The 20,746-nt window shown below is 71.6% G+C and carries 17 protein-coding genes and 1 riboswitch; of the genes, 9 read left to right on the top strand and 8 right to left on the bottom strand.

The window, feature by feature from the left end:
* Positions 1-99: 99 nt before the first annotated feature.
* Entirely contained in the window at positions 100-516 is a 417-nt protein-coding gene (locus AB0D49_RS03090; protein WP_362749751.1) for a cobalamin B12-binding domain-containing protein, read from the bottom strand.
* A 513-nt stretch (positions 517-1,029) separates the two neighbouring features.
* On the opposite strand from AB0D49_RS03090, the gene AB0D49_RS03085 reads away from it, so the two are divergent.
* Together AB0D49_RS03085 and AB0D49_RS03080 are read left to right on the top strand one after the other, a co-directional pair.
* Positions 1,030-1,938 carry an alpha/beta fold hydrolase gene (locus tag AB0D49_RS03085; protein ID WP_362749748.1) on the top strand — a complete coding sequence of 303 codons (909 nt, stop codon included), beginning with the start codon at positions 1,030-1,032 and terminating at the stop codon, positions 1,936-1,938.
* 353 nt (positions 1,939-2,291) lie between these two features.
* Complete coding sequence (locus tag AB0D49_RS03080) at positions 2,292-3,941, top strand: M23 family metallopeptidase (RefSeq protein ID WP_362749745.1); 1,650 nt, start codon at positions 2,292-2,294, stop codon at positions 3,939-3,941.
* A 69-nt stretch (positions 3,942-4,010) separates the two neighbouring features.
* Here AB0D49_RS03080 and pcrA read toward each other — a convergent pair whose 3' ends face one another.
* Positions 4,011-6,497, bottom strand: a complete 2,487-nt coding sequence (gene pcrA, locus AB0D49_RS03075) for a DNA helicase PcrA (protein ID WP_362749742.1) — start codon at positions 6,495-6,497, stop codon at positions 4,011-4,013.
* Between the two features lie 271 nt (positions 6,498-6,768).
* Positions 6,769-6,941, top strand: a riboswitch (cyclic di-AMP (ydaO/yuaA leader).
* A 7-nt stretch (positions 6,942-6,948) separates the two neighbouring features.
* Here pcrA and AB0D49_RS03070 point away from each other — a divergent pair.
* On the top strand, positions 6,949-8,160 hold the full coding sequence (locus AB0D49_RS03070) for an NlpC/P60 family protein (RefSeq protein WP_362749739.1): 1,212 nt from the start codon (positions 6,949-6,951) through the stop codon (positions 8,158-8,160).
* 237 nt (positions 8,161-8,397) lie between these two features.
* Positions 8,398-9,402 carry a tellurite resistance/C4-dicarboxylate transporter family protein gene (locus tag AB0D49_RS03065; RefSeq protein ID WP_362749736.1) on the top strand — a complete coding sequence of 335 codons (1,005 nt, stop codon included), beginning with the start codon at positions 8,398-8,400 and terminating at the stop codon, positions 9,400-9,402.
* A 46-nt stretch (positions 9,403-9,448) separates the two neighbouring features.
* Here the strand turns inward: AB0D49_RS03065 and AB0D49_RS03060 are convergent, their stop codons facing one another.
* On the bottom strand, positions 9,449-9,802 hold the full coding sequence (locus tag AB0D49_RS03060; protein WP_362749733.1) for a hypothetical protein: 354 nt from the start codon (positions 9,800-9,802) through the stop codon (positions 9,449-9,451).
* Between the two features lie 313 nt (positions 9,803-10,115).
* On the opposite strand from AB0D49_RS03060, the gene AB0D49_RS03055 reads away from it, so the two are divergent.
* Complete coding sequence (locus AB0D49_RS03055; RefSeq protein ID WP_362749730.1) at positions 10,116-11,168, top strand: NlpC/P60 family protein; 1,053 nt, start codon at positions 10,116-10,118, stop codon at positions 11,166-11,168.
* 101 nt (positions 11,169-11,269) lie between these two features.
* On the opposite strand, the gene AB0D49_RS03050 is transcribed toward AB0D49_RS03055, so the two are convergent.
* The gene (locus AB0D49_RS03050; RefSeq protein ID WP_362749727.1) at positions 11,270-12,022 is read right to left on the bottom strand and encodes a response regulator transcription factor; all 753 of its coding nucleotides are present in this window, start codon (positions 12,020-12,022) and stop codon (positions 11,270-11,272) included.
* Complete coding sequence (locus AB0D49_RS03045) at positions 12,019-13,350, bottom strand: PspC domain-containing protein (protein WP_362749724.1); 1,332 nt, start codon at positions 13,348-13,350, stop codon at positions 12,019-12,021. The genes AB0D49_RS03050 and AB0D49_RS03045 overlap by 4 nt, the downstream gene beginning before the upstream one ends.
* Before the next feature lie 734 nt (positions 13,351-14,084).
* On the opposite strand from AB0D49_RS03045, the gene AB0D49_RS03040 reads away from it, so the two are divergent.
* Both AB0D49_RS03040 and AB0D49_RS03035 read left to right on the top strand, forming a co-directional pair.
* Complete coding sequence (locus tag AB0D49_RS03040) at positions 14,085-15,353, top strand: PspC domain-containing protein (protein ID WP_362750738.1); 1,269 nt, start codon at positions 14,085-14,087, stop codon at positions 15,351-15,353.
* A complete protein-coding gene (locus AB0D49_RS03035; protein ID WP_362749721.1) occupies positions 15,340-15,582 on the top strand; it encodes a hypothetical protein in 243 nt (80 codons plus the stop codon). The genes AB0D49_RS03040 and AB0D49_RS03035 overlap by 14 nt, the downstream gene beginning before the upstream one ends.
* Positions 15,583-15,662: 80 nt before the next feature.
* Here the strand turns inward: AB0D49_RS03035 and AB0D49_RS03030 are convergent, their stop codons facing one another.
* Positions 15,663-16,199 carry a DoxX family protein gene (locus AB0D49_RS03030; protein WP_362749718.1) on the bottom strand — a complete coding sequence of 179 codons (537 nt, stop codon included), beginning with the start codon at positions 16,197-16,199 and terminating at the stop codon, positions 15,663-15,665.
* A gap of 179 nt (positions 16,200-16,378) precedes the next feature.
* Entirely contained in the window at positions 16,379-17,656 is a 1,278-nt protein-coding gene (locus AB0D49_RS03025) for a hypothetical protein (protein WP_362749716.1), read from the bottom strand.
* A 536-nt stretch (positions 17,657-18,192) separates the two neighbouring features.
* Here AB0D49_RS03025 and AB0D49_RS03020 point away from each other — a divergent pair.
* Positions 18,193-19,179 carry a DUF4429 domain-containing protein gene (locus AB0D49_RS03020; protein WP_362749713.1) on the top strand — a complete coding sequence of 329 codons (987 nt, stop codon included), beginning with the start codon at positions 18,193-18,195 and terminating at the stop codon, positions 19,177-19,179.
* 7 nt (positions 19,180-19,186) lie between these two features.
* Here AB0D49_RS03020 and AB0D49_RS03015 read toward each other — a convergent pair whose 3' ends face one another.
* Positions 19,187-19,987 carry a class II aldolase/adducin family protein gene (locus tag AB0D49_RS03015; RefSeq protein WP_362749710.1) on the bottom strand — a complete coding sequence of 267 codons (801 nt, stop codon included), beginning with the start codon at positions 19,985-19,987 and terminating at the stop codon, positions 19,187-19,189.
* A gap of 235 nt (positions 19,988-20,222) precedes the next feature.
* On the opposite strand from AB0D49_RS03015, the gene AB0D49_RS03010 reads away from it, so the two are divergent.
* Positions 20,223-20,690, top strand: coding sequence for a pyridoxamine 5'-phosphate oxidase family protein (locus AB0D49_RS03010; RefSeq protein ID WP_362750735.1), 468 nt, complete (start codon positions 20,223-20,225; stop codon positions 20,688-20,690).
* Positions 20,691-20,746: the final 56 nt, after the last annotated feature.

Below are 20,746 nucleotides of genomic sequence, written 5' to 3'. Positions count from 1 at the left end.
CCCAGCGAGCCCGGAACTCAGCCCGCCCCACCGACCGCCAACCGCCCGACAAGAACCGCAATCCGCCCACCAGGGACGAACTCTCGCCCCACAAACCCCTCAGGACGCCGCAGGCTGCCGCACATTCTCCCGCACCCACTCCACGATCGACGTCGTCGTGGCACCCGGTGTGAAGATCGCGGCGACGCCCTTCGCCCGAAGCCCGGGGATGTCCTCCTCGGGAATGATGCCGCCGCCGAAGACCAGGATGTCCGCCGCGTCCCGCTCCTTGAGCAGATCGATCACGGCGGAGAAGAGCGTGTTGTGGGCCCCGGAGAGGATGGACAGTCCGATGGCGTCGGCGTCCTCCTGGATCGCGGTGTCGACGACCTGCTCGGGCGTCTGGTGCAGGCCGGTGTAGATGACCTCCATACCGGCGTCCCGCAGGGCCCGCGCGATCACCTTGGCCCCCCGGTCGTGGCCGTCGAGCCCCGGCTTGGCCACCACCACGCGGATCGGACCGGCTGCCACACCCATCACTGCCTCCATGAAGCGACGTCATCCATCCGTACCGACAAGGACCGCACGCCATAGACATGCCGTACTCCCCGGCCGTATCACACCTGTGCTCCGTGCGCCTCCCGACCGGGGCCGCCCGGGGTACGGGGCGGTCGCCGGTCCCTGGCCGGGCGCCGTCCGGGGTCCGGGCGGGCGCGGGAAGTGAACGAACGTTATCTCCAGCATCCCGCACCCCGCAGTTTCGTGGCCGGGAGCGAGGGGGAAATCACACGTGGGACATATTCACAGCGCGTCGCCCCAAACGCTCCGCGGTCCGGGCACCGCAAGCGTCCGTGGTCCAGGGACCACGGAAGGGACCGTACGCACCGGGAGCCGCGACGAGATCGCCGCACCAGCCCGCCGCAGCACCGCCTCGCGACGGCACGGCGACCAGGCGCCGCACACGGCGGACGCCGCCCTTCTCGCACCGCGGCTGCCCGCGAGGGCACGGGGGACAGAGCCGTCCTCGGGCGTGCCGACGGGAGGTCGGGCATGAAGGTCACCAGCGTCCTGTTGCCCTTTCAACCGCTGTACCGGCGACTGCTCCCAGACAGTCTGACCGGGCTCTCCATGACCCTGCTGAAAGCGACCGCGCTGGATCTCGCGATTCTCGCGGGGCATCTGCTGCTCTATCCGTCCGGCATCATCCAGGAGCGCCGCCCGGCAGCCCCGGCCCTCCCGCCCGACCCGACGGACGGCCCGTCCCCCGCCACGCCCGACGCCGCCGCCACCCGGCTGCCCACCCCGGCCAGACCCCCGGTGGTGCTGCTGCACGGCTTCATCGACAACCGCTCGGTCTTCGTCCTGCTGCGCCGCTATCTCGCCCAGCACGGCCGGGAGCAGGTGGTCTCGCTCAACTACTCCCCGCTGACCTGCGACATCCGCACCGCCGCCGAGCTGCTCGGCCGGCACATCGAGGCGCTGTGCGCGCGCACCGGCAGTGACCGGGTCGACATCGTGGGCCACAGCCTGGGCGGACTGATCGCGCGCTACTACGCCCAGCGGCTCGGCGGCGATCTGCGGGTCCGCACCCTGGTCACCCTCGGTACGCCGCACTCCGGTACGCGGGTGGCACCGCTGGCCGACGCGCATCCGATCGTCCGCCAGATGCGCCCCGGCTCGCCGGTCATCGAGGAGCTGGCGTTCCCGGCGCCGGGGTGCCGTACACGGTTCGTGAGCTTCTGGAGCGACCTGGACCATCTGATGGACCCGCTGGAGACGGCCTGCGTCGACCATCCCGACCTGCTGGCGGACAACGTACGGGTCAGCGGCATCGGCCATCTCGCCCTGCCGGTGCATCCGGCGGTGGCGAACGGAATCCGCCAGGCCCTCGACAGCCCGCCGCTTCTGGCGGACACCGGCGCACACGCCGGTGCGGGCGGCGGACTGACCGTGGCCTGAGCCGTCCCTGCCGCACCGGAACCGCGACGCCGACCAGGGCCACGACCGCCCCCGTGGTAACCGACAGCAATCTCCCGACTCGCCTGCGTGACCAGCACAAAGGCCGGTGATCGCGCCCTACGGGGCGCAACAACACACCCACACAGCCGGTTTACAGCGGCCTCACAGAGGCCGTTTTATCGAACGAGCCTCGAACACAAAGCCAAACTCGCGTGCAGGGACCGCCGAAACACGGCCGAATGCCCGTTTCCAGTGAGCGGGAAACCTGAGGAAGATTGTCGCGCCCGCATACCGCCGGGTACAGTCACCGCACTGCTCTGCCAGCCCCTGTTGCCGAGGCGAAAGAGAAGTTGGTGAACGACCGTCACCCGTCGGGGACTTTGACCACCCCGGCTCCGGCTTCCGACGCCGCCCCCGGGCCCTATCCCGCGTACGGCACCCAGGAAGCCCAGTACGGCGACTTCACCACACCTGCCGGGCCCCATGCGAACGATTTTGGCACCGGCGCCCACCCCACCGGCTTCGCGGCCGACCCCCTCTTCGGCGACCTCCCCGGCGACCCGCACACCGGAACCGGCACCTACGACGCCACCCAGTGGTCGACCGGCGGCCAGCAGATCCTGAACCAGGACCCGTACGCGGCCCAGCACATGGCCGCCTACGACTCCGGCAGCTACGACGCCACCGCCTGGGCCGACGGCTATCAACCGCTGTCCGCCGTCCCGCCGCAGTCCGGGCCCGCCGACGGCAGCGGCCAGTGGGACGCGACCGCCTGGCTCCCGCCCGAGCAGCCCTGCACCCCCGCCGACGCCACCCAGCACTGGGAGTGGGGCACACAGGCGTTCGACACCGGCGCCTACGACGCCACCCAGTGGAACTCCGGCGCCCCGGACCCCGACCACCGGCCCACCGGCGACTACACGCAGCCGGACGGCAGCACGTACCACCAGGCACCCGACGCCACGGCCGGCGAGTACCACCAGCCTTCCGACACGGGCGAACACCACCAGCTCTCCGACACCGGCGACTACGCCCCCCAGGACGGCGGCTACGGCTCCCCCGCCTCCGAGTACGGGTCAGGCGAATCGTTCCACGAACAGGCCACGGCGACCTTCGAGCAGGTCGCCCACGACGCCGCCGTACCCGGCGCGCACCCGGCCGGGGACGAGTTGGCGGCCACCGGCGAGCTGCCCGCCGTCGTCCTGCTGGACGGGCAGGAGGACATCGCCCCGGCCCCCGGTACCCGGGCCGCAGCGCGCGGCGCCTCCCGTTCCCGCCGCCGCGCCCCCGCCAAGCGCTCGGCGCTGATGACGGTGGCGATCCCCTCGGCCTGTGTGATGGGCGTCGCCGGTATCGCCGCCGCCTCCGTCGGTTCGCTGACCGACGACGCCAAGGAGACCTCGACCACCGCCGCCGACGCCCAGCCGGTGAAGCCGTCCACCGCCAACAACCAGCTGGACACCCAGCTGGCGAGCCTCAGCGCGGAGGCCGACGACTTCGCCGACCGGGCCAGCCGCACCCAGGAGCGCATCGACCTCAAGGCCGAGCAGGAGGCCGAGCGCAAGCGCGCGGCGGAGGAGGCGGCCCGCAAGGAGCGGCTGCGCCCCAAGTTCTCCCTCCCGGTCGCGCAGCACGGGCTGAGCGCCTATTTCGGCCAGTCGGGCATCAACTGGATGTCCGTGCACAGCGGCATCGACTTCCCGGTCTCCTACGGCACGCCGGTCCTCGCGGCCACCGACGGCACCGTACGCACCCAGTTCAACTCCGCGTACGGCACGATGGTGATCCTCACGGCGATGGACGGCACCGAGACCTGGTACTGCCATCTGTCGACCTACGCGGTCGCCGCCGGCACGACGGTCAAGGCCGGCGACACCATCGCGTACTCCGGCGACTCCGGGAACTCGACCGGCCCGCATCTGCACTTCGAGGTCCGGCCGGGCGGGGGCGGGGCGATCGACCCGCTGGCCTGGTTCCGCAGTCACGGCCTCGACCCGACCTGAGCCGAGCTCTCTCCCGGCGTCGGTGAGTGAGCCCGGCCGACGGCTACTCGGCCGGGCGCCGCCGCCCTGCTACAGCTTCTCCACCGGCGCGTACCGCAGCAGCAGCCGCTTCGGCTTGGCGTCCCCGAAGTCGATCGTCGCCTCCGCGTTCCCCCCGGTGCCCTTGACCCCCACCACCGTGCCCAGCCCGAACTGGTCATGGGTCACCCGGTCGCCGACGGCCAGCGCGACCACCGGCTTCTCCGACGTCCCTCTGCGGGTGGCGAAACCCGACGCGCCGGAAGCGGTCGAACGGGAGCGGGACGCGGACGAGGACAGCGACGCGGCGACCCCGGAGAGCGGACCGGCCGGAGCCGCCGTGGCCCCCGTACGTTTCCAGTCGACGTGTGTCGGCGGGATCTCCTCCAGGAACCGGGACGGCGGGTTGTACGACGGCTGTCCCCAGGCGCTGCGCATCGCGGAGCGGGTCAAATAGAGCCGCTCCCGCGCGCGGGTGATGCCGACATAGGCGAGGCGCCGTTCCTCCTCCAGCTCCTTGGCCTGGCCGAGGGCGCGCATGTGCGGGAACACGCCGTCCTCCATGCCGGTCAGGAAGACCACCGGGAACTCCAGGCCCTTGGCGGTGTGCAGGGTCATCAGGGTGATGACCCCGTCGCCGTCCTCCTCGTCCGGGATCTGGTCGGAGTCGGCCACCAGGGCGACCTGTTCCAGGAAGTCCGCCAAGGTGCCCGCCTCACCCTCGGCGCGCTCCTGTTCGAACTCCAGGGCGACGGCGGCCAGCTCCTGGAGGTTCTCGATCCGGGTCTCGTCCTGCGGGTCGGTGGACGCCTGCAACTCGGCCAGATAGCCCGTGCGTTCGAGCACCGCCTCCAGGATGGTGGCCGGCCCGGCGCCGGACTCCACGATCGTACGGAGGTCCTCCATGAGCGTGTTGAAGCGCTTGACGGCGTTGGTGGACCGCGCGGCCATGCCGTACGCCTCGTCGACCCGCTTCAGGGCCTGCGGGAAGCTGATCTTCTCGCGCTGGGAGAGGGCGTCGATCATCGCCTCCGCGCGGTCGCCGATTCCGCGCTTGGGGACGTTGAGGATGCGGCGCAGCGGCACCGAGTCCTCCGGGTTGGCGAGGACCCGCAGGTAGGCCAGGACGTCCCGGACCTCCTTGCGCTCGTAGAAGCGGACGCCGCCGACGACCTTGTAGGGCAGGCCGACGCGGATGAAGACCTCTTCGAAGACCCGGGACTGGGCGTTGGTCCGGTAGAAGACGGCCACATCACCGGCCTTGGCGTCACCGGCGTCCGTGAGACGGTCTATCTCGTCGGCGACGAACTGTGCCTCGTCGTGCTCGGTGTCGGCGACATAGCCGGTGATGCGCGCGCCCGCGCCCGCGTTGGTCCACAGGTTCTTGGGGCGGCGGGACTCATTGCGCTCGATGACCGCGTTGGCGGCGGACAGGATCGTCTGGGTGGAGCGGTAGTTCTGCTCCAGCAGGATCGTCGTCGCGTCCGGGTAGTCCTCCTCGAACTGGAGGATGTTGCGGATGGTGGCGCCCCGGAAGGCGTAGATCGACTGGTCGGCGTCGCCCACCACGCACAGCTCGGCGGGCCGGAGGTCGTCCTCGCGGGGCGGTACGTCCTCGTCGTGCGCGCCCGTGCCGACGAGTGCGCGGACCAGGGCGTACTGGGCGTGGTTGGTGTCCTGGTACTCGTCCACCAGGACATGCCGGAAGCGGCGGCGGTAGTGCTCGGCGACATCGGGGAACGCGCGCAGCAGGTTGACCGTCGTCATGATGAGGTCGTCGAAGTCGAGCGCGTTGGCCTCGCGCAGCCGGGACTGGTAGAGCGCGTAGGCCTGGGCGAGGGTCTTCTCGAAGCCGTCGGTCGCCTGGGCGGCGAAGTCCTCCTCGTCGATCAGTTCGTTCTTGAGGTTGCTGATCTTGGCGCTGAAGGACTTGGGCGGGTAGCGCTTGGGGTCGAGGTCCAGGTCGCGGCAGACCAGGGCCATCAGGCGCTTGGAGTCGGCGGCGTCGTAGATGGAGAACGACGAGGTGAAGCCGAGCTTCTTGGACTCGCGGCGCAGGATGCGGACACAGGCGCTGTGGAACGTCATCACCCACATCGCGTGCGCGCGGGGGCCGACGAGCTGCTCCACGCGCTCCTTCATCTCACCGGCGGCCTTGTTGGTGAAGGTGATCGCGAGGATCTGGCCGGGGTGGACACCGCGCTCGGCGAGCAGATAGGCGATGCGGTGGGTGAGCACCCGGGTCTTGCCGGAGCCCGCGCCGGCCACGATGAGCAGCGGGGTGTCCGCGTGGACGACCGCCGCGCGCTGGTTCTCGTTGAGCCCGTCCAGCAGCGCGGCCGGGTCGAGGGCGGGGCGGGGGGCGCCGTCCCGGTAGAACGCGTCCCGGCTCGGGGGCGTGTCGAACTTCCCGCCGAACAGATCGTCCGGAACCGGCTCCGGTACGTGATCGTCCTCGGGCGGAGGCGGGGGTTCCTCCTCGTGCCCGCGAGGGGTCCGGAGGTCCGCCAGGAAGCTGTCGTCAAAGAGGCTGCTCATCGCTCTCCGAGTCTAGGCCGCCCCACTGACAACCCGTGGCCGTCCCGGACAGATCCCGCGCCCGCCCCGCCCTTTCCGGTGGTCACACAGGGTGGCGGATCTTGAGCAGGGCGGGGTGGGAGGGGGTGCGGCGGACACCGTAACGACCGCCGGACGGAAAGGTCACGAAAATGTATCGGGCATATCGCCCACCAACCTTCACAGGCGCCACAGCAGTTGGCTACCGTTCCCGACAGGCCGAACGACCCCCACCGGCGAACCTCGCCGGGCCGTCCGGCCTCCGCCGAGTCCGGCGAGCCCTCGCGGCGGCCGGAGCCGGGGACCCACCGACATCTGGGGTGAATCGGTCCCGACTTCCTTGCAGGAGCGGACCGTAGGGCAACCCTTCCGAAGCACCCGCCCGAACCCGACAGCTAACCCGGTAGGCGGCCCATGGAAGGAGTCGCCTCCTTTGGCGTCGCACCGCAAGTACCGCCCCTCGGGCCCGCGCGTGGCCGGAATACGCACACCCGCCCTCGCCACCGCGGCCCTCACCTCCGTCGCCCTGCTCTCCCAGACGGCCGACGCCGCTCCCGCGGACGACAAGCCGAGCCTGGAGGAGGTCGAGAAGAAGGTCGACGACCTCTACCGCCAGGCCGAGTCGGCGACGGAGAAATACAACGCGGCGAAAGAGAAGACCACCAAGCAGCGCAAGCAGGTCGACACCCTGATGGACGACGTCGCCCGGCGCGCCCAGAAACTGAACGACGCGCGGGAGGAACTGGGTTCCTACGCCGCCGCCCAGTACCGCACCGGGGCCGCCGCCCCCAGCACCGCGAGCCTGCTGCTGGCCGACTCGCCACAGGACTACTTCGACCAGACCCAGCTGATGGGGCGGCTCACCGAGCGCCAGAAGACCGCGGTCGACGACTACTTCGCCCAGCAGTCCGACACCATGGACAAGCGCCGGGAGGCTGGGAAGAGCCTGGAGACCCTCACCGACACCCAGGACGACCTCAGGACGGCCAAGGCGACCGTCCAGCGCAAGCTGGCGAACGCGCGGGAACTGCTCTCCGATCTGACCGCGCAGGAGAAGGCCCGGCTCGCCGAGATCGAACGGCGCAAGCAGGCAGAGGCCGAGCGCAAGGCCGAGGAACTGGCCCGGCAGCAGCAAGCCGAGGAGGAGCGGCGCCAGGAGGAGGCCGCCCGGCAGCAGACCGAGGAGCAGAGCGGCTCCGCGGGCTCGGCGGGCTCGGCGGACTCCGGTTCCGGCTCCACCGGCACCGGCACCGGCTCGGACCCGTCGGCCACGGACCCGGCCTACTCCACCAAGGCCGAGAAGGCCATCGCGTTCGCCCGCGCCCAGATCGGCAAGCCGTACGTATGGGGCGCCACCGGACCCGGCTCCTACGACTGCTCCGGCCTCACCCAGGCCGCCTGGAAGGCCGCGGGCGTCACCCTCCCGCGCGTCACCTACGACCAGGTCAAGGCGGGCACCACGGTCACCGTCTCCGCCGCCCGCCCCGGCGACCTCGTCTTCTTCTACGACGACGTCACCCATGTCGGCCTCTACATCGGCAACGGCAAGATGATCCACGCCCCCAAGCCGGGCGCCTACGTCCGCGAGGAGTCGATCTTCTACGACGGCGAGTCGTCCATCCACAGCGTGGTACGGCCCGCCTGACGTCCCGGAGATCCGGGACGGGCGTGGGGGCGCGCGGTAGTGAACCGTCCCTAGGGACGTCCGCGCGCCGGGGGCGCGTGCGGAGAGGCACGCGCCCCTTCGAGGTCAACGGGTCAACGGGTCAACGGGTCAACGGAAAGGTAACCCTTCGCGCGGAATGTACCGATCGCCGGACTTTCCCTCGGTCGCCGTGCGCGCCCCCACGTTCCCCGGCGGCGCGCTCCTTACCATCGCCCCATGTCCGGCACCACATCCCTCCGCGCCTGGTGGGCGCAGCGTCCACCGGCAGCCGGGTCCGCCGTCATGGCGACCGGCATCGTGTCGACGGGGCTGAATCTGGCCGGATACGCCGTACTGTCCGGGATTCTGCTGGTGGTGGCCGCGATCACCTGGCTGGCCCTGGCGGCGGACTTCACCTCACGCCTGCTGGGCGACCGCGGGAGATGGCTGGAAGAGGCCGGTACGCCCACCGCGCTCACCGCCGTCGCCGCCACCACCGTCCTCGGCACCCGGCTCTCCGCGCAGGACTGGCAGCTCCCGGCCGAAGTCCTGCTGGCTCTGGCGGCGCTGGTCTGGCCGGTGCTCCTCGTGCTCGTCGTGACCCACTGGCACGAGCGGATGCCCGGTGCGGTGTTCCTGGGCTGCGTCGCCACCCAGGGACTCGCGGTGCTCGGCGGGACCCTGGCGAAGGCGGAGGGGGTGGCCTGGCTCGGACACGCCGCCATGGTGCTGTTCTGGCTGGGACTCGTCCTGTACGCCGTCGCACTGACCCGCTTCGACTTCCGGCAGCTCTGGGAGGGGGCCGGTGATCACTGGGTCGCGGCCGGGGCGCTCGCCATCTCCGCGCTGGCCGGCTCGAAACTGATCGCCGCGGACAGCCCGGCGCTCTACCTCTGGAACTCCGACGACCGCGGGGTGCTGCGGACCGTCACCAGCGCCCTGCTCGCACTCGACCTCGCCCTCTACGCCGTCCTCCTGGTGGCGGAGGTGGTCCGGCCCCGGCCGCACTACGACGTACGGCGCTGGGCCACCGTGTTCCCCATGGGCATGACCGCGACGGCGATGCTGTCCGTCGGGACCGCGATGGACGTCTCCTGGCTGCGGACCCCGGCCGAGGTGCTGCTGTGGCTCGCCGTGGCGGCCTGGCTGGTGGTCGCGGCCGGGGCGATCGAGAGCGCGTGGCGCGCGATCCACGTCCCCGCGCCGGACTCACCCGGCGAAGACACCGGCCGCACACCGTAGAGGTCCCACATGCCCGGGTCCCGCAGGCCCGTACCCCTGTGCGGACCTATGTCCAGAGCACCGCGATGAAGATGTTCGCCGTGGTCAACAGTCCCACCAGGCCGAACAGGCTCTTGTCCACCTTCTCGTCGTCCCGCTTGACGTAGACCAGCCCGAGGATGACCACAAGCAGCGCCAGCTTCACGCCGATCTTGATGTTGTTCACGGTCTGGTCGTCGGCCTGATTCAGACCGACCAGGACGACGCCCGTGACCAGCATGGTCAACGCGCCGTGCAGCATGGCGGGGACGAATCGCGCGGTCCCCTGCCCCATCGCCTTCATCTGGGTGAGAAAGCCACCGAGCAGCGAGGCGATGCCGATGATGTGCAGTCCGACGAAGAGGTGGATGAGTACGTCCATGGGGCCGGAGCCTAACCAGCGCCCCTCACGGCCCCGCACACCGGGCACCTCCGGGCCGCCCCGCCGCCCCCACATATACTCCCGGCCCCCCGCACCGCCGCCGAACCCCCGCTTCGGTCAGCACCGTGTGCGAAGACGCTCCCCCACCCGCTCCCACCTCGCCGAAATACGGTCACGTCCGCTCCCCTGCCGCCATTTCCATACATTCCGTTACCGAGCTGTCACACCGCGGCCTAGCGTCCTCCCCCAGACGACCGGCTCCCCACCGGGCGCCCCGCCCAGGGCGACGGTACGAAAGGACGTGCAGTCCAACGTGGCAGCGCACCGCAAGTCCCGACAGCTCCCGGCCGGTGGCGGCAAGGCCCGCAAGGCGGCCACACTCGCCCTCGCCGGAGCGGCCACCGCGACCGTGTTCGACGGGACCGGCCATGCCGCACCCGAGCTGACCACGGCACAGGTCAAGGCCAAGGTGGACCAGCTGTACCAGGAGGCGGAGGCCGCCACCGAGCGGTACAACGGCGCCAAGGAGAAGTCCGAGGCCGCGCGGGACCGCCTGGCCGTGCTCCAGGACGAGGCGGCCCGCAAGGAGGACCAGCTCAACACCGAGCGGACGGCGCTGGGCACGGTGGCCGCCGCCCAGTACCGCACCGGCGGCCTCGACCCGGCCATCCAACTCGCCCTCTCCGAGGACCCCGACGGCTATCTGGAGGGCGCCGCACTCGCCGAGCGCGCGGGTGACCGGCAGTCCGCGGCGGTCACCCGGGTCCGCAAGCACCTGGGCGAGATCGAGCGGCTGCGCGGAGCCGCCCGCGTGGAACTGGCCTCGCTCGCCGACCGCCAGGCCGAACTGGAACGCCACCGCACCACCGTCAACGGCAAGCTCGACACCGCCCGCCAGCTCCTGTCCCGGCTGACCGCCGAAGAACGCGCCCGAGCCACCGACACCGACGGCAGCACCACCGGCACCGACGGCAGCACCACCGGCACCGCCCCGGTCAGCACCGCCGCCGCCCCCAACGCCCGCGCCACCGCAGCCGTGTCCTACGCCCGTCAGAAGCTCGGCAGCCCCTACGTCTGGGGCGCCACCGGACCCGACGCCTTCGACTGCTCGGGCCTGATCCAGGCCGCGTACCGCTCCGCCGGGGTCTCCCTGCCCAGGACCACCTACGCCCAGATCGACGCCGGACGCCGCCTCTCCCGCTCCGAACTCCGCCCCGGCGACCTGGTCTTCTTCTACTCCGGCATCAGCCACGTCGGCCTCTACATCGGCGACGGCCAGATGATCCACGCCCCGAACCCGTCCTCCCCGGTCCGAGTGGCCCCCATCGACCAGATGCCGTTCGCGGGCGCGACCCGGGTGGTGTGAAAACCCGCCCCCAACCACAGACACGGGGCCGCACTGGCACTGGCACTGGCCAAGGAGTGTCGACCGGGACCGCGCCCCACCCGCGCCCACCTACCGGACGGTCACACCAGCCGCCGAGCCGTAGCCCACCGCGTCAGCTCATGCCGGTTGGAGAGCTGGAGCTTTCTCAGCACCGCCGAGACATGCGACTCCACCGTCTTCACCGAGATGAACAACTGCTTGGCGATCTCCTTGTACGCATAGCCCCGGGCGATCAGCCGCAGCACCTCCCGCTCGCGCTGGGTCAGCCGGTCCAGGTCCTCGTCCACCGGAGGCGCGTCCGTGGAGGCGAAGGCGTCGAGGACGAAGCCGGCCAGCCGCGGCGAGAACACCGCGTCGCCCTCCTGGACCCGGAAGATGGAGTCCACCAGATCGGTGCCCGTGATCGTCTTGGTGACGTATCCCCGCGCACCGCCCCGGATCACCCCGATCACATCCTCCGCCGCGTCGGACACCGACAGGGCCAGAAAACGCACCGGCTGCTCCACGTCCGCCATCATCGCGGCACTGCGGCGCAGCACTTCCACCCCGCCGCCGCCCGGCAGATGAACATCCAGCAGCACCACCTCGGGCCGGGTGGCCGTGATCACCGTGACCGCCTGGTCGACGTCGGCGGCCTCACCGACCACCTCGACCCCGGTCTGCTCTGTCTGGCCGATCTCGGCCTGCACTCCCGTGCGGAACATTCGGTGGTCGTCCACCAGGACCACCCGGACATGCCGCCCCGGTCCGCCCCCGATGGGACCGCCGGACTCGGCGGCCTCGGCCGACTCCGCCGCTCCGGCCGTACCGCTCGCCTCGGTCGGGTCGCTCATGACGTGTTCTCCGCCCTCTCCATCTCCAGCTCGACCTCCGTGCCACCGCCCGGCACCGCGCGCAGCCGCGCCGTGCCCCCATGGCGCTCCATGCGGCCGATGATCGATTCTCTGACGCCCATGCGGTCGGCGGGTATCGAGTCGAGATCGAAACCGGGACCTCGGTCGCGGACGGACACGAACACCGTCCTGCCCTCGACCTCGGCGTAGACCTGCACGGCGCCGCCCTCGCCACCGTACTTGGCGGCGTTCACCATTGCCTCGCGCGCGGCCTGCATCTGCGCCCCGATTCTTTCGTCGAGCTGGCAGTCGCCGACCACGACCACCTCGATCGGGACTCCGTGCTTGTCCTCGATCTCGGCCGCGTTGCCCCGCACCGCGTCGGCGAGGGTCTCCGGTTCGTCGGCCTCCTCCTTGCCGGTGCCCTCGGGCTTGTAGAGCCAGGTGCGCAGGTCGCGCTCCTGGGCGCGGGCCAGGCGGCGCACCTCCCCCGCGTTCTCCGCGTTGCGCTGGATCAGGGTCAGGGTGTGCAGGACCGAGTCATGGACATGGGCGGCGACCTCCGCCCGCTCCTGGGCGCGGATGCGCATCAGACGCTCCTGCGAGAGGTCCTGCGTCATCCGGACCAGGTACGGCCCGGCGAGCAGCGCTATGCCGACCAGGACGGCGAGCGCGGCCTGGAGGACCGACCCGAGGTGGGCGGCGGACCCCTGGAGGACGAAGATCGCGGTGACACCGGCCGTGACCAGCAGGACACCGGCGACGGCTCTGAGCAGATTCAGCGTGCGCTTGCGGCGGCCGACCTCGACCCAGCGGGCCCGGCGGGCGTTGTCCGCCTGCCGCCACACCAGGGCGACACCGGCACCGACCAGCACGGTGGGCCAGAGATAGGCGGTGGCGCCATTGCCCACGTTGACATTGCCGACGAAGACCATGGCCACGACGACCATGAGGAGCAGGGCGAGGATCTGGCCCTTGTCGGGCTTGCGGGTGACGATTCTGCGGCGGCCGTCGGGTGAGGTCTCCGTCATGACGAAGGCCGGGGGCCGCTGGGCCTCCACGCCGCCGACGCCGAGGGGGACGAAGAACCAGAAGGCCGCGTAGAGCAGGGCGCCGAGGCCGTCCGCCATGAACAGGCCGATGAAGACCAGCCGCACCCAGATCACGGGCAGCCCGAGATGCCCGGCGAGCCCCCGCGCCACACCACCCAGCCAGCGTCCGTCGCTGCTGCGGTAGAGCTTGCGCGGCGGTCGCGGTTCGACAAGTGGTGGTGCTGCTGCGACGTCCGGCATGCCATCGATGTTCACACGGCCGGCGGAGCGGAGCATCAGGGTTGTCCCCGGAGACACCCCTGATCTTCGACCAGGCAGTCCGTCGAACGGTTCCCCCGGCCCGGCTCAGGGGCGATATCAGGGTCCGGCCAGGGTCATTCCGACTGCCGCGGCGGCGGCTCGACCGTCACCATGGACTCATGACTGATCACCAGCACGCCGCGGACCCCGGGCCCGGCCCGAGCCCGTCCGGCGCCTCAGCCCCGCCCGCCGCGGACAAGGAACCGCGCGCGTACCAGGGCGCGGGCGCGCAGGCACGGGCGGGCGCGCGGACGAAGCTGGAGGCCCAGACCGAGGCGCTCCGGGACGCGGGGTACGGAGCCGGGGGGAACGGCACCGGGTGGAGTGGCGACACGGGCCCCGGCGGGCGCACTCCTCCGCCGGGGGCCGGGGGCAGCAGAGGGGTCGGAGGCCACGGCGGCCCGTGGGGCTTCGGGGCCCTCGGACGCCCCGGAATACCCGACGGCGGCGGACCAGGACCAGGACCAAGCGGAGCCGGAGGACCTGGCGGAGCCGGAGGGTCAGGCGGACTTGGACGATCAGGCGGCCCCGGTGGCCCCGGAGGATCTGGCGGACCCAGCGGTCCCGCAGGTTCGCGCGGGGCGGGAAGCGCTGGCTCCGGTGGTCCGGAGAGTCCCGGCAGCTGGGGTGAGCCGCCCGCCGGAGCCGGTGGCGGGCCGGGCTGGGTCCACGGACCGGGTGAGCCGGGGCCCGCGGGTGAGCCGCAGCCGCTGCACCGGTTCCGCCGGGACCGGCGGCACAAGATGCTGGCGGGGGTGTGCGCCGGGCTGGGTCGGCAGTGCGACATGGACCCGGTGATCTTCCGGATCACGCTCGCGGTGCTCTCCGCGACCGGTGGCATCGGCCTCATCTTCTACGGCTTCGCCTGGCTCTTCGTGCCGTACGAGGACGAGGAGGAGAACGAGGTCAAGAAGCTCTTCACCGGCCGGGTCGACGGTCATGCGCTGGCGGCGGTGCTGTTCGCGCTGGTCGGCTGCGGAGTCTTCCTGACCATGCTGGGCAACGGCGGGGTGCTGACCTTCGGCGTGGTCCTCTCCCTCCTCCTGGCGGGCGCCGGGTACTGGTCGCAGCGGCGCGGGGCACCCGGCCCCGACCCGCTGGCCGCCCAGGCCGCGGCCGACGCCCCGCCGGAGCCGCAGGCACCGCCGGTCGGGCCCGCGTATCCGTCGTGGTGGCGGGACCCGATCGTCAAGGACGGAGGGCGTGTGGGCGGGACCGGGTATCTGTGGGGACCGCAGGACTCGCGGAGCCGGGACATCGCGGCGTCGGTGAACATCAGCCGGGGCGTCGGGGTGACCGCCGGTCGACCGGACCTGGGTTCCCGGCCGGTCCCCCCGAGACAGCGCGGGCCGCGCTGGATCGGCGGCTGGACCTTTCTGTTCGCCCTGCTCGCGGGCGCCCTGGGCACCCAGGCGACCTGGGACAACCACCCGCTGGGCACAAGCCTTCAGACGGGTCTGGTGTGCGCGCTGCTGGTTTTCGGCCTCGGCATCGCCGTCAGCTCCTTCCTGGGGCGGACGGGCGCGGGTTCGGTGTTCATGGCGCTGCTCACGGCGGGCCTGCTGGCCGGGGCGGCGGCCCTGCCGAAGGACGTCGGCACCCACTGGACGCGTACGACGTGGCAACCGGCCGCGGTGGCGCAGGTGGAGCGGAAGTACGACCTCGGTACGGGCCAGGGGACCCTGGATCTGTCGGGGCTGGATGTGCCGAAGGGCCAGACGGTCACCACGTCCGCCGAGGTGGGCGTGGGGCGGCTGCGGGTGATCGTGCCGGCGGACGCGACCGTGCGACTGAGCGTGGACGTCGGGCTCGGCGACATCCAGTTGCCCGGGGAGAGAAAGCAGGACGTGGATGTGGCGCCGGGCAAGTTCAAGCAGATCACGCTGGCGCCGACCAAGGACGCGAAGAACGCCGGGACGGTGGAGCTGAGGCTCCAGGTCGGTGTGGGACAGGCGGAGGTGAGCCGTGCTGCGTCATGAGTTCCAGCCCGGAAGGCTGGTTGTGGGCCTCGTGGTGGTCCTGGCGGGCGTGGTCTATGCCGGGGACGCGGGCGGGGCATGGGAGACGCCGTGGTTCGCGATCTTCCCGCTGCTGGTGGGCGGACTGTTCCTGGCGGGGGTCGTGGGCATGGCCGGGCGAGGGGTACGGAGACGCCGGGCCGGGGCCGAGGGCGTCCGCAAGGGGGAGCCGACCGAGGTCCGGCCCTGACGGCGCGGTCGCATCACCGGCGCTGACATGCCGACTCGGGACGCGACCGCTGGCGACCGGCTCAGGTCGGTCGTCGGTCGTCAGGAGTAGCCGCCGCCCAACCTGGAGCGGCGCCGGGAGCGCAGGGCGGCGTCCAGGGAGAGGTAGGGGGCGCCCGCGAGGAGCAGGGGGAGCCAGGCCATCAGATAGACGAGGTCGTTGCCGTAGTAGTAGGGGTCGGCGGACCAGCTGACGGTCAGCCAGAGGCTGAGCGAGATCAGGGCGCCGCCGAGGGCGGCGATGCGGGAGAGCAGACCGATCAGGGTGCCGATGCCGACGGCCAGTTCACCGAGGGCGATGGCGTAGCCGAAGGCGACCGGGTTGTCGAGAGCGGTGTCGATCAGGGCCGGGATCGCCGAGGAGTCGCGGACACCGCGCATGAGGTCGCCGATGGAGTCGGCTCCGGAGTCCTTGAGGAAGGCGCTGTCCGTGAGCTTGTCCAGCCCGGCGTAGATGAACGTGACACCGAGGAACACCCGGAGGGGCAGCAGCGCGTAGCGGGTGGCGTTGTCGCGCCAGTCCCGGCCGCCCCCGTCGCTATAGGGGGTGTGCGTATCTGTCCGATAACCGTGAGTCATCGCTGTCAGCCGCCTCTCACCGCACAGTGCCGGGACCCTCACCTGACCATACGTACGAACGGAAGGAGCCGCTCAATGTCGTGGGCACAGTTTTCCGGGCCGTGGGCCCCGCGCGCCAGGGGGCGGGGTAAGGGGCGTGGGGCGAGGGGCGTTGTCCGGTCCGGGGTGCGTCCGGGCGGTCAGTCGGTGATGTCGATGTCGTACGGGTCGGTCTCCACGCCCGCCGCGGTGACGACCTGCACGGCGGCGCGACCGGGCTCGACCTCGGCCGGGACGGGGACGGTGAGGACGGTGTCGGAGGGGTTGCGGAAGCCCCCGGTGACGGGGACCAGGGGGACATGGACATGGACGGCGCCGATGCGTACCACCATGCGGGCGAGGCGGTCGGCGCCTTGGGCGCCGGGCGGGACGAATCCGGCACCGCGGATCTCGATGTCGTCGCCGGTACGGATGGGGGCGTCCAGGTCACCGGCCTCGCGGGCGCGCACGACCGAGAGGATCACGGGACGACCGCCGTCGGCGTACTTACCGGCGACGTATGTGGCGGCCGAGATCAGGACCAGCACGGCCAGGCCCCAGGGCAGGTCGGGGAGTTGGTCGGGGCGGCGGGCGAGCCGGACGGCGGCGAAGATCAGGGCGACGGCGCTGATGACGATGTACTGGATGTCGGCGAAGGTGCCCCGGCCCGAGTCGTCGGTGAGCAGGTCGGCGGCGCGGGGGCGGTGGGCGCGGACCTTCTGGAGCCGTCTGTTCAGGACCCGTACACCGACCACCCGGCGGACGAGCACGGCGATGGCGCAGACCACCGCGAGGACGACGACGGCTCCGGCGCCACGGGCCAGGTCGAGCCCGGAGATGAGGGCGTCCCGTTCGCGTGGAGTGGAGGCGGCGGCGAGCCGGCCCGCGAGGAGCAGCACGGCGTACGCGATGAACAGCACCCAGGCGGCGGCCACCGCGCGGGAGGTGGAGAGCCGGTTGTCCTCACCGATGACGGGGGCGAGGACGCCGCCGCGGGCGCGGTGGTACCAGGAGGCGGTGGTGAGCGCGGCGGCCATCAGGAGCGCGGCGATCAGCGCGGCGGTGCGGGCGGCGGTCCAGCCGCCACCGATGGCGGTGAGTGCCTGGCCGAGCAGGAGCAGGACGACGGCGGCCCACACGGTCGCGGCGGTCCGTGCCCAGAGCCGGTGGAGCCAGGCGTCGCCTTCGGCGCGGCTGCGTTCGGCGACCTGCTCGGCGGACTGGGTCAGCGCCTCGGAGACCCACTGCCGGGAGGCGGAGGGCGAGTGGGCGACGGCGGCCGGAAGGCCCTGGCCGGCGGCGAACTCGTCGCGGCGGCGGAGGAACGCGGCGACCGCGTTGCGATGTCCCGCGCGGGCGCCGTGCGGGCAGTCCCCGCAGGTGCAGCCGCCGCCGTGCCCGCCCGTCCGGGCGCCCGCCCCCGTCTCCTGCACCGCCACGCCTGACGACCGCCTTCCTCATGACCTGATGCGAAATGCTCCGACACAAGCCGCGGCAGACCGATACGAACCGGCCCGCGCCGACCCGACGACACGACCTGCCACCACTCGACTTGCCGCCCCACAGATGTCGGTTGCCACGGTGACCGCTGCCCGACCAGTGGCCTCGCTCCAGGACGAGCGACCACGACACCGGCCACGGCGACCGGCCCGGTCCCAGCGACTCGCCCAGCCACGGAGGCACGGCCCGCGGTGTCCACCGGGCGACGCCACCGGCCCCCCGGGCAGCCCGGCGATCCGAGCACCCGGTGAACCACCGGACCAGCGATCCGATCCCCCGACGACCTCACCTGCGACACCCCGGCAGAGCAACGACCCGGCCCCCTCCGGACCCCACTCCCCGGCACACAACTCCCGTGTGACGACAGCGAATTGTGCCCTACCGGAGGCGGTGTCCGCCCGTCGGGTCCACGGACCGGGCAGCGGCACGGGTGAATCGCGGATCGCCGTGTTGACCCGGCTGCGAGAATTTCCGTATGGCCGAGATCATCCAGCGGGACGGGACCTGGGCCTTCGACGGCACGACGGTGCGGATCACACCGGGGCTGCACCGGTCGGTGCCGCTGTTCCGGCAGACGTACGGGGAGATCGCGGTTCCGCTGGAGGCGGTCGCGGGGGTGGTGTACGAGCCGGAACGCAAGCGCGGGCGGCTGAGGTTACGGCTGCGCGAGGGGGCGGACCCGCTGCTTCAGGCGACCGGCGGCCGGCTGCCGGACCCGGCAGATCCGTACCGGCTGGCGGTGGACCTGGACCGGGTGGGCGTCGCCGAGTATGTGGCGGAGGAGATCCGGCAGGCGCTGCTGCTGGACCAGATACCCAAGGAACCGACGGAGGCGTATCTGCTGCCGGGGCCGCCGGTGCCGGTGTCGGTGCGGTCGAGCGACGGCGTGGTGTCGTTCGACGGGACGCGGGTCAGGATCGACTGGGCCGACACCTCGGACCGGGTGAAGCGGGCGACGGGGCCGCGGATCATCGGCGTTCGGGACCTGGTGCGGGTGGAGTGGCTGCCCAACTCGGGGTACGAGGACGGGTTTCTGCGGTTCGTGACGCGGGAGGCGGCGTTCTCGAAGCTGCCGCCGGAGAAGGACCCGTATGCGCTGGATCTGTGGGGCAGTGTGCGGCGGGATCTGCTGACGGCACTGGTGGCGACCGCGGTGACCGCGCGGCTGCCGCATCCGTCCGCCGGGCGGGACGACGAGGGGGGCGAGACCGTCCGGGCCGGGGACCGCCCGTCGCCGGACCGGACGCGGACGCCGGACGCCCCCGGCACACGGGACTCGGCACCGGGCGACCGGGCCGCCGCACAGGACAGGAGGTGGCGGGCGCGGGCGTACGGGGACGGTCACCATGATGTGTTGTTGCGGCGGTTACGGGAGTTGGGGGAACTGCACCGGGACGGGGTGCTCACGGACGAGGAGTTCGCGATGACGAAGGCGGTGGTGCTGCGGGAGTTCCAGGGGTGAGGGCGCGTCAGCTGAGCAGATCGGGTTCGCTGCGGCTGATCTCCTGCCAGAGAGGCTGGTAGTTGATCCAGCCGACGAGGTCGCCGCCGAGCTGTTCGCGGGTGGCCACGGCGGGCTTGTGGTCGATCAGCACGGGGCGTCCGGCGGCACGGGCGGTGAGCTGGACCTGACAGGAGCGTTCCATGGACAGGAACCACCAGGCGGCGGCGTCGACCGAGTCACCCACGGTGAGCAGGCCGTGGTTGCGCAGGACGAGGGCCTTGCGGGTGCCGAGGGCGTCGGCGATCCGTCGGCCTTCGTCGAGGTCGACGGCGACCCCGGTGTAGCCGGCGTACAGGGCGTGGTCCTCGTAGAAGGCGCAGCTCTCCTGGGTGATGGGATCGAGGAGGTCGCCGAGGGCGGCGAGGGCGCGGCCGTGCACGGAGTGGCAGTGGGTGACGGCGACGACATCGGGGCGGGACGCGTGGACCTGGGCGTGGACGGTAAAGGCGGCCTGGTTGATGTGATAGCTGCCCTGGATGACCTGCCCGTCCTGGTTGGCGAGGACGAGGTCACTGACGGTGACATGACGGAAGGGCATACCGAAGGGGTTGACCCAGAAGCAGTCGGTGTACTCCGGATCGCGGGCGGTGATATGGCCGGAAACCCCGTCCTCGAACCCCTGGCGGCCGAAGATCCGCAGGGCGCCCGCGAGCCGTTCTTTGCGGTGCCGACGCTCGTCCTCCAGGGACTCGTGCATCGGTGGCATCGCGAAGCGCAGCCGTTCGGTGGGCAGAGGTGGGGGTGGGGGCGGAGTGGGGCCGAGCATGGGTCCTCCGGCACTGGAGCAGCTTTACGGGCGGGAAGTTACCCTCGGTCAGCCGAAGATGACAGGGCTCCGCGAGAAAGAGGACGCCTCTGGCCGATACCGGACAGTGGATGTCGGGATTCGGGAAGAGACTCGTCGTATGACAGCTGCGAAGGGCAAAAAGGTCGACGCCGGGGCGCCGGGGGACCCTCGGGAGAGCCAGGGCGCCGGTGATGTGGGGGCGGAGGCGGCGGGGATGAGCTGGGGCGGGTTCGCGGCGGCCGAACCGGAGCTGGCGAGGGCGGTGGAGGAGCGGTTCGGGGCGTTCACCCACCATGTGCTGGCGACGCTGCGCAAGGACGGTTCACCGCGGACGACCGGGCTTGAGGTGCGGTTCGTCGGGGGTGAGCTGTGGCTGGGGATGATGCCGGGGTCGGTGAAGGCGCTCGATCTGCTGCGGGACGGACGGTTCGCCTTGCAGGCGAATCCCGGGGAGGGGCAGTCGATGGGCGGGGGCGATGTGCGGATCGCCGGGCGGGCGGTGGAGGTCACCGACCCGGCGCGGAAGGGGGAGTACAGCGAGGCGGTGGGGCCGCCGGAGCCGTTTGTTCTCTTCCGCACCGAGGTGACGGACGTCGTGCGGACGTCCATCGAGGACGACACGTACCTGGTGGTGGAGGTGTGGAAGCCTGGGGCGCCGGTGCGGACGATCAAGCGGACCTGATGTGTTCGGGGGACCAGGTCCCCGCCAGGCCCGACCCGACCCGCACTGACTCAATC

Source organism: Streptomyces sp. NPDC048290, assembly GCF_040652095.1.
Taxonomy (GTDB): domain Bacteria; phylum Actinomycetota; class Actinomycetes; order Streptomycetales; family Streptomycetaceae; genus Streptomyces.
The sequence above is the reverse complement of the archived record's forward strand: the minus strand, read 5'-3'. Positions and strand labels throughout refer to the sequence as shown.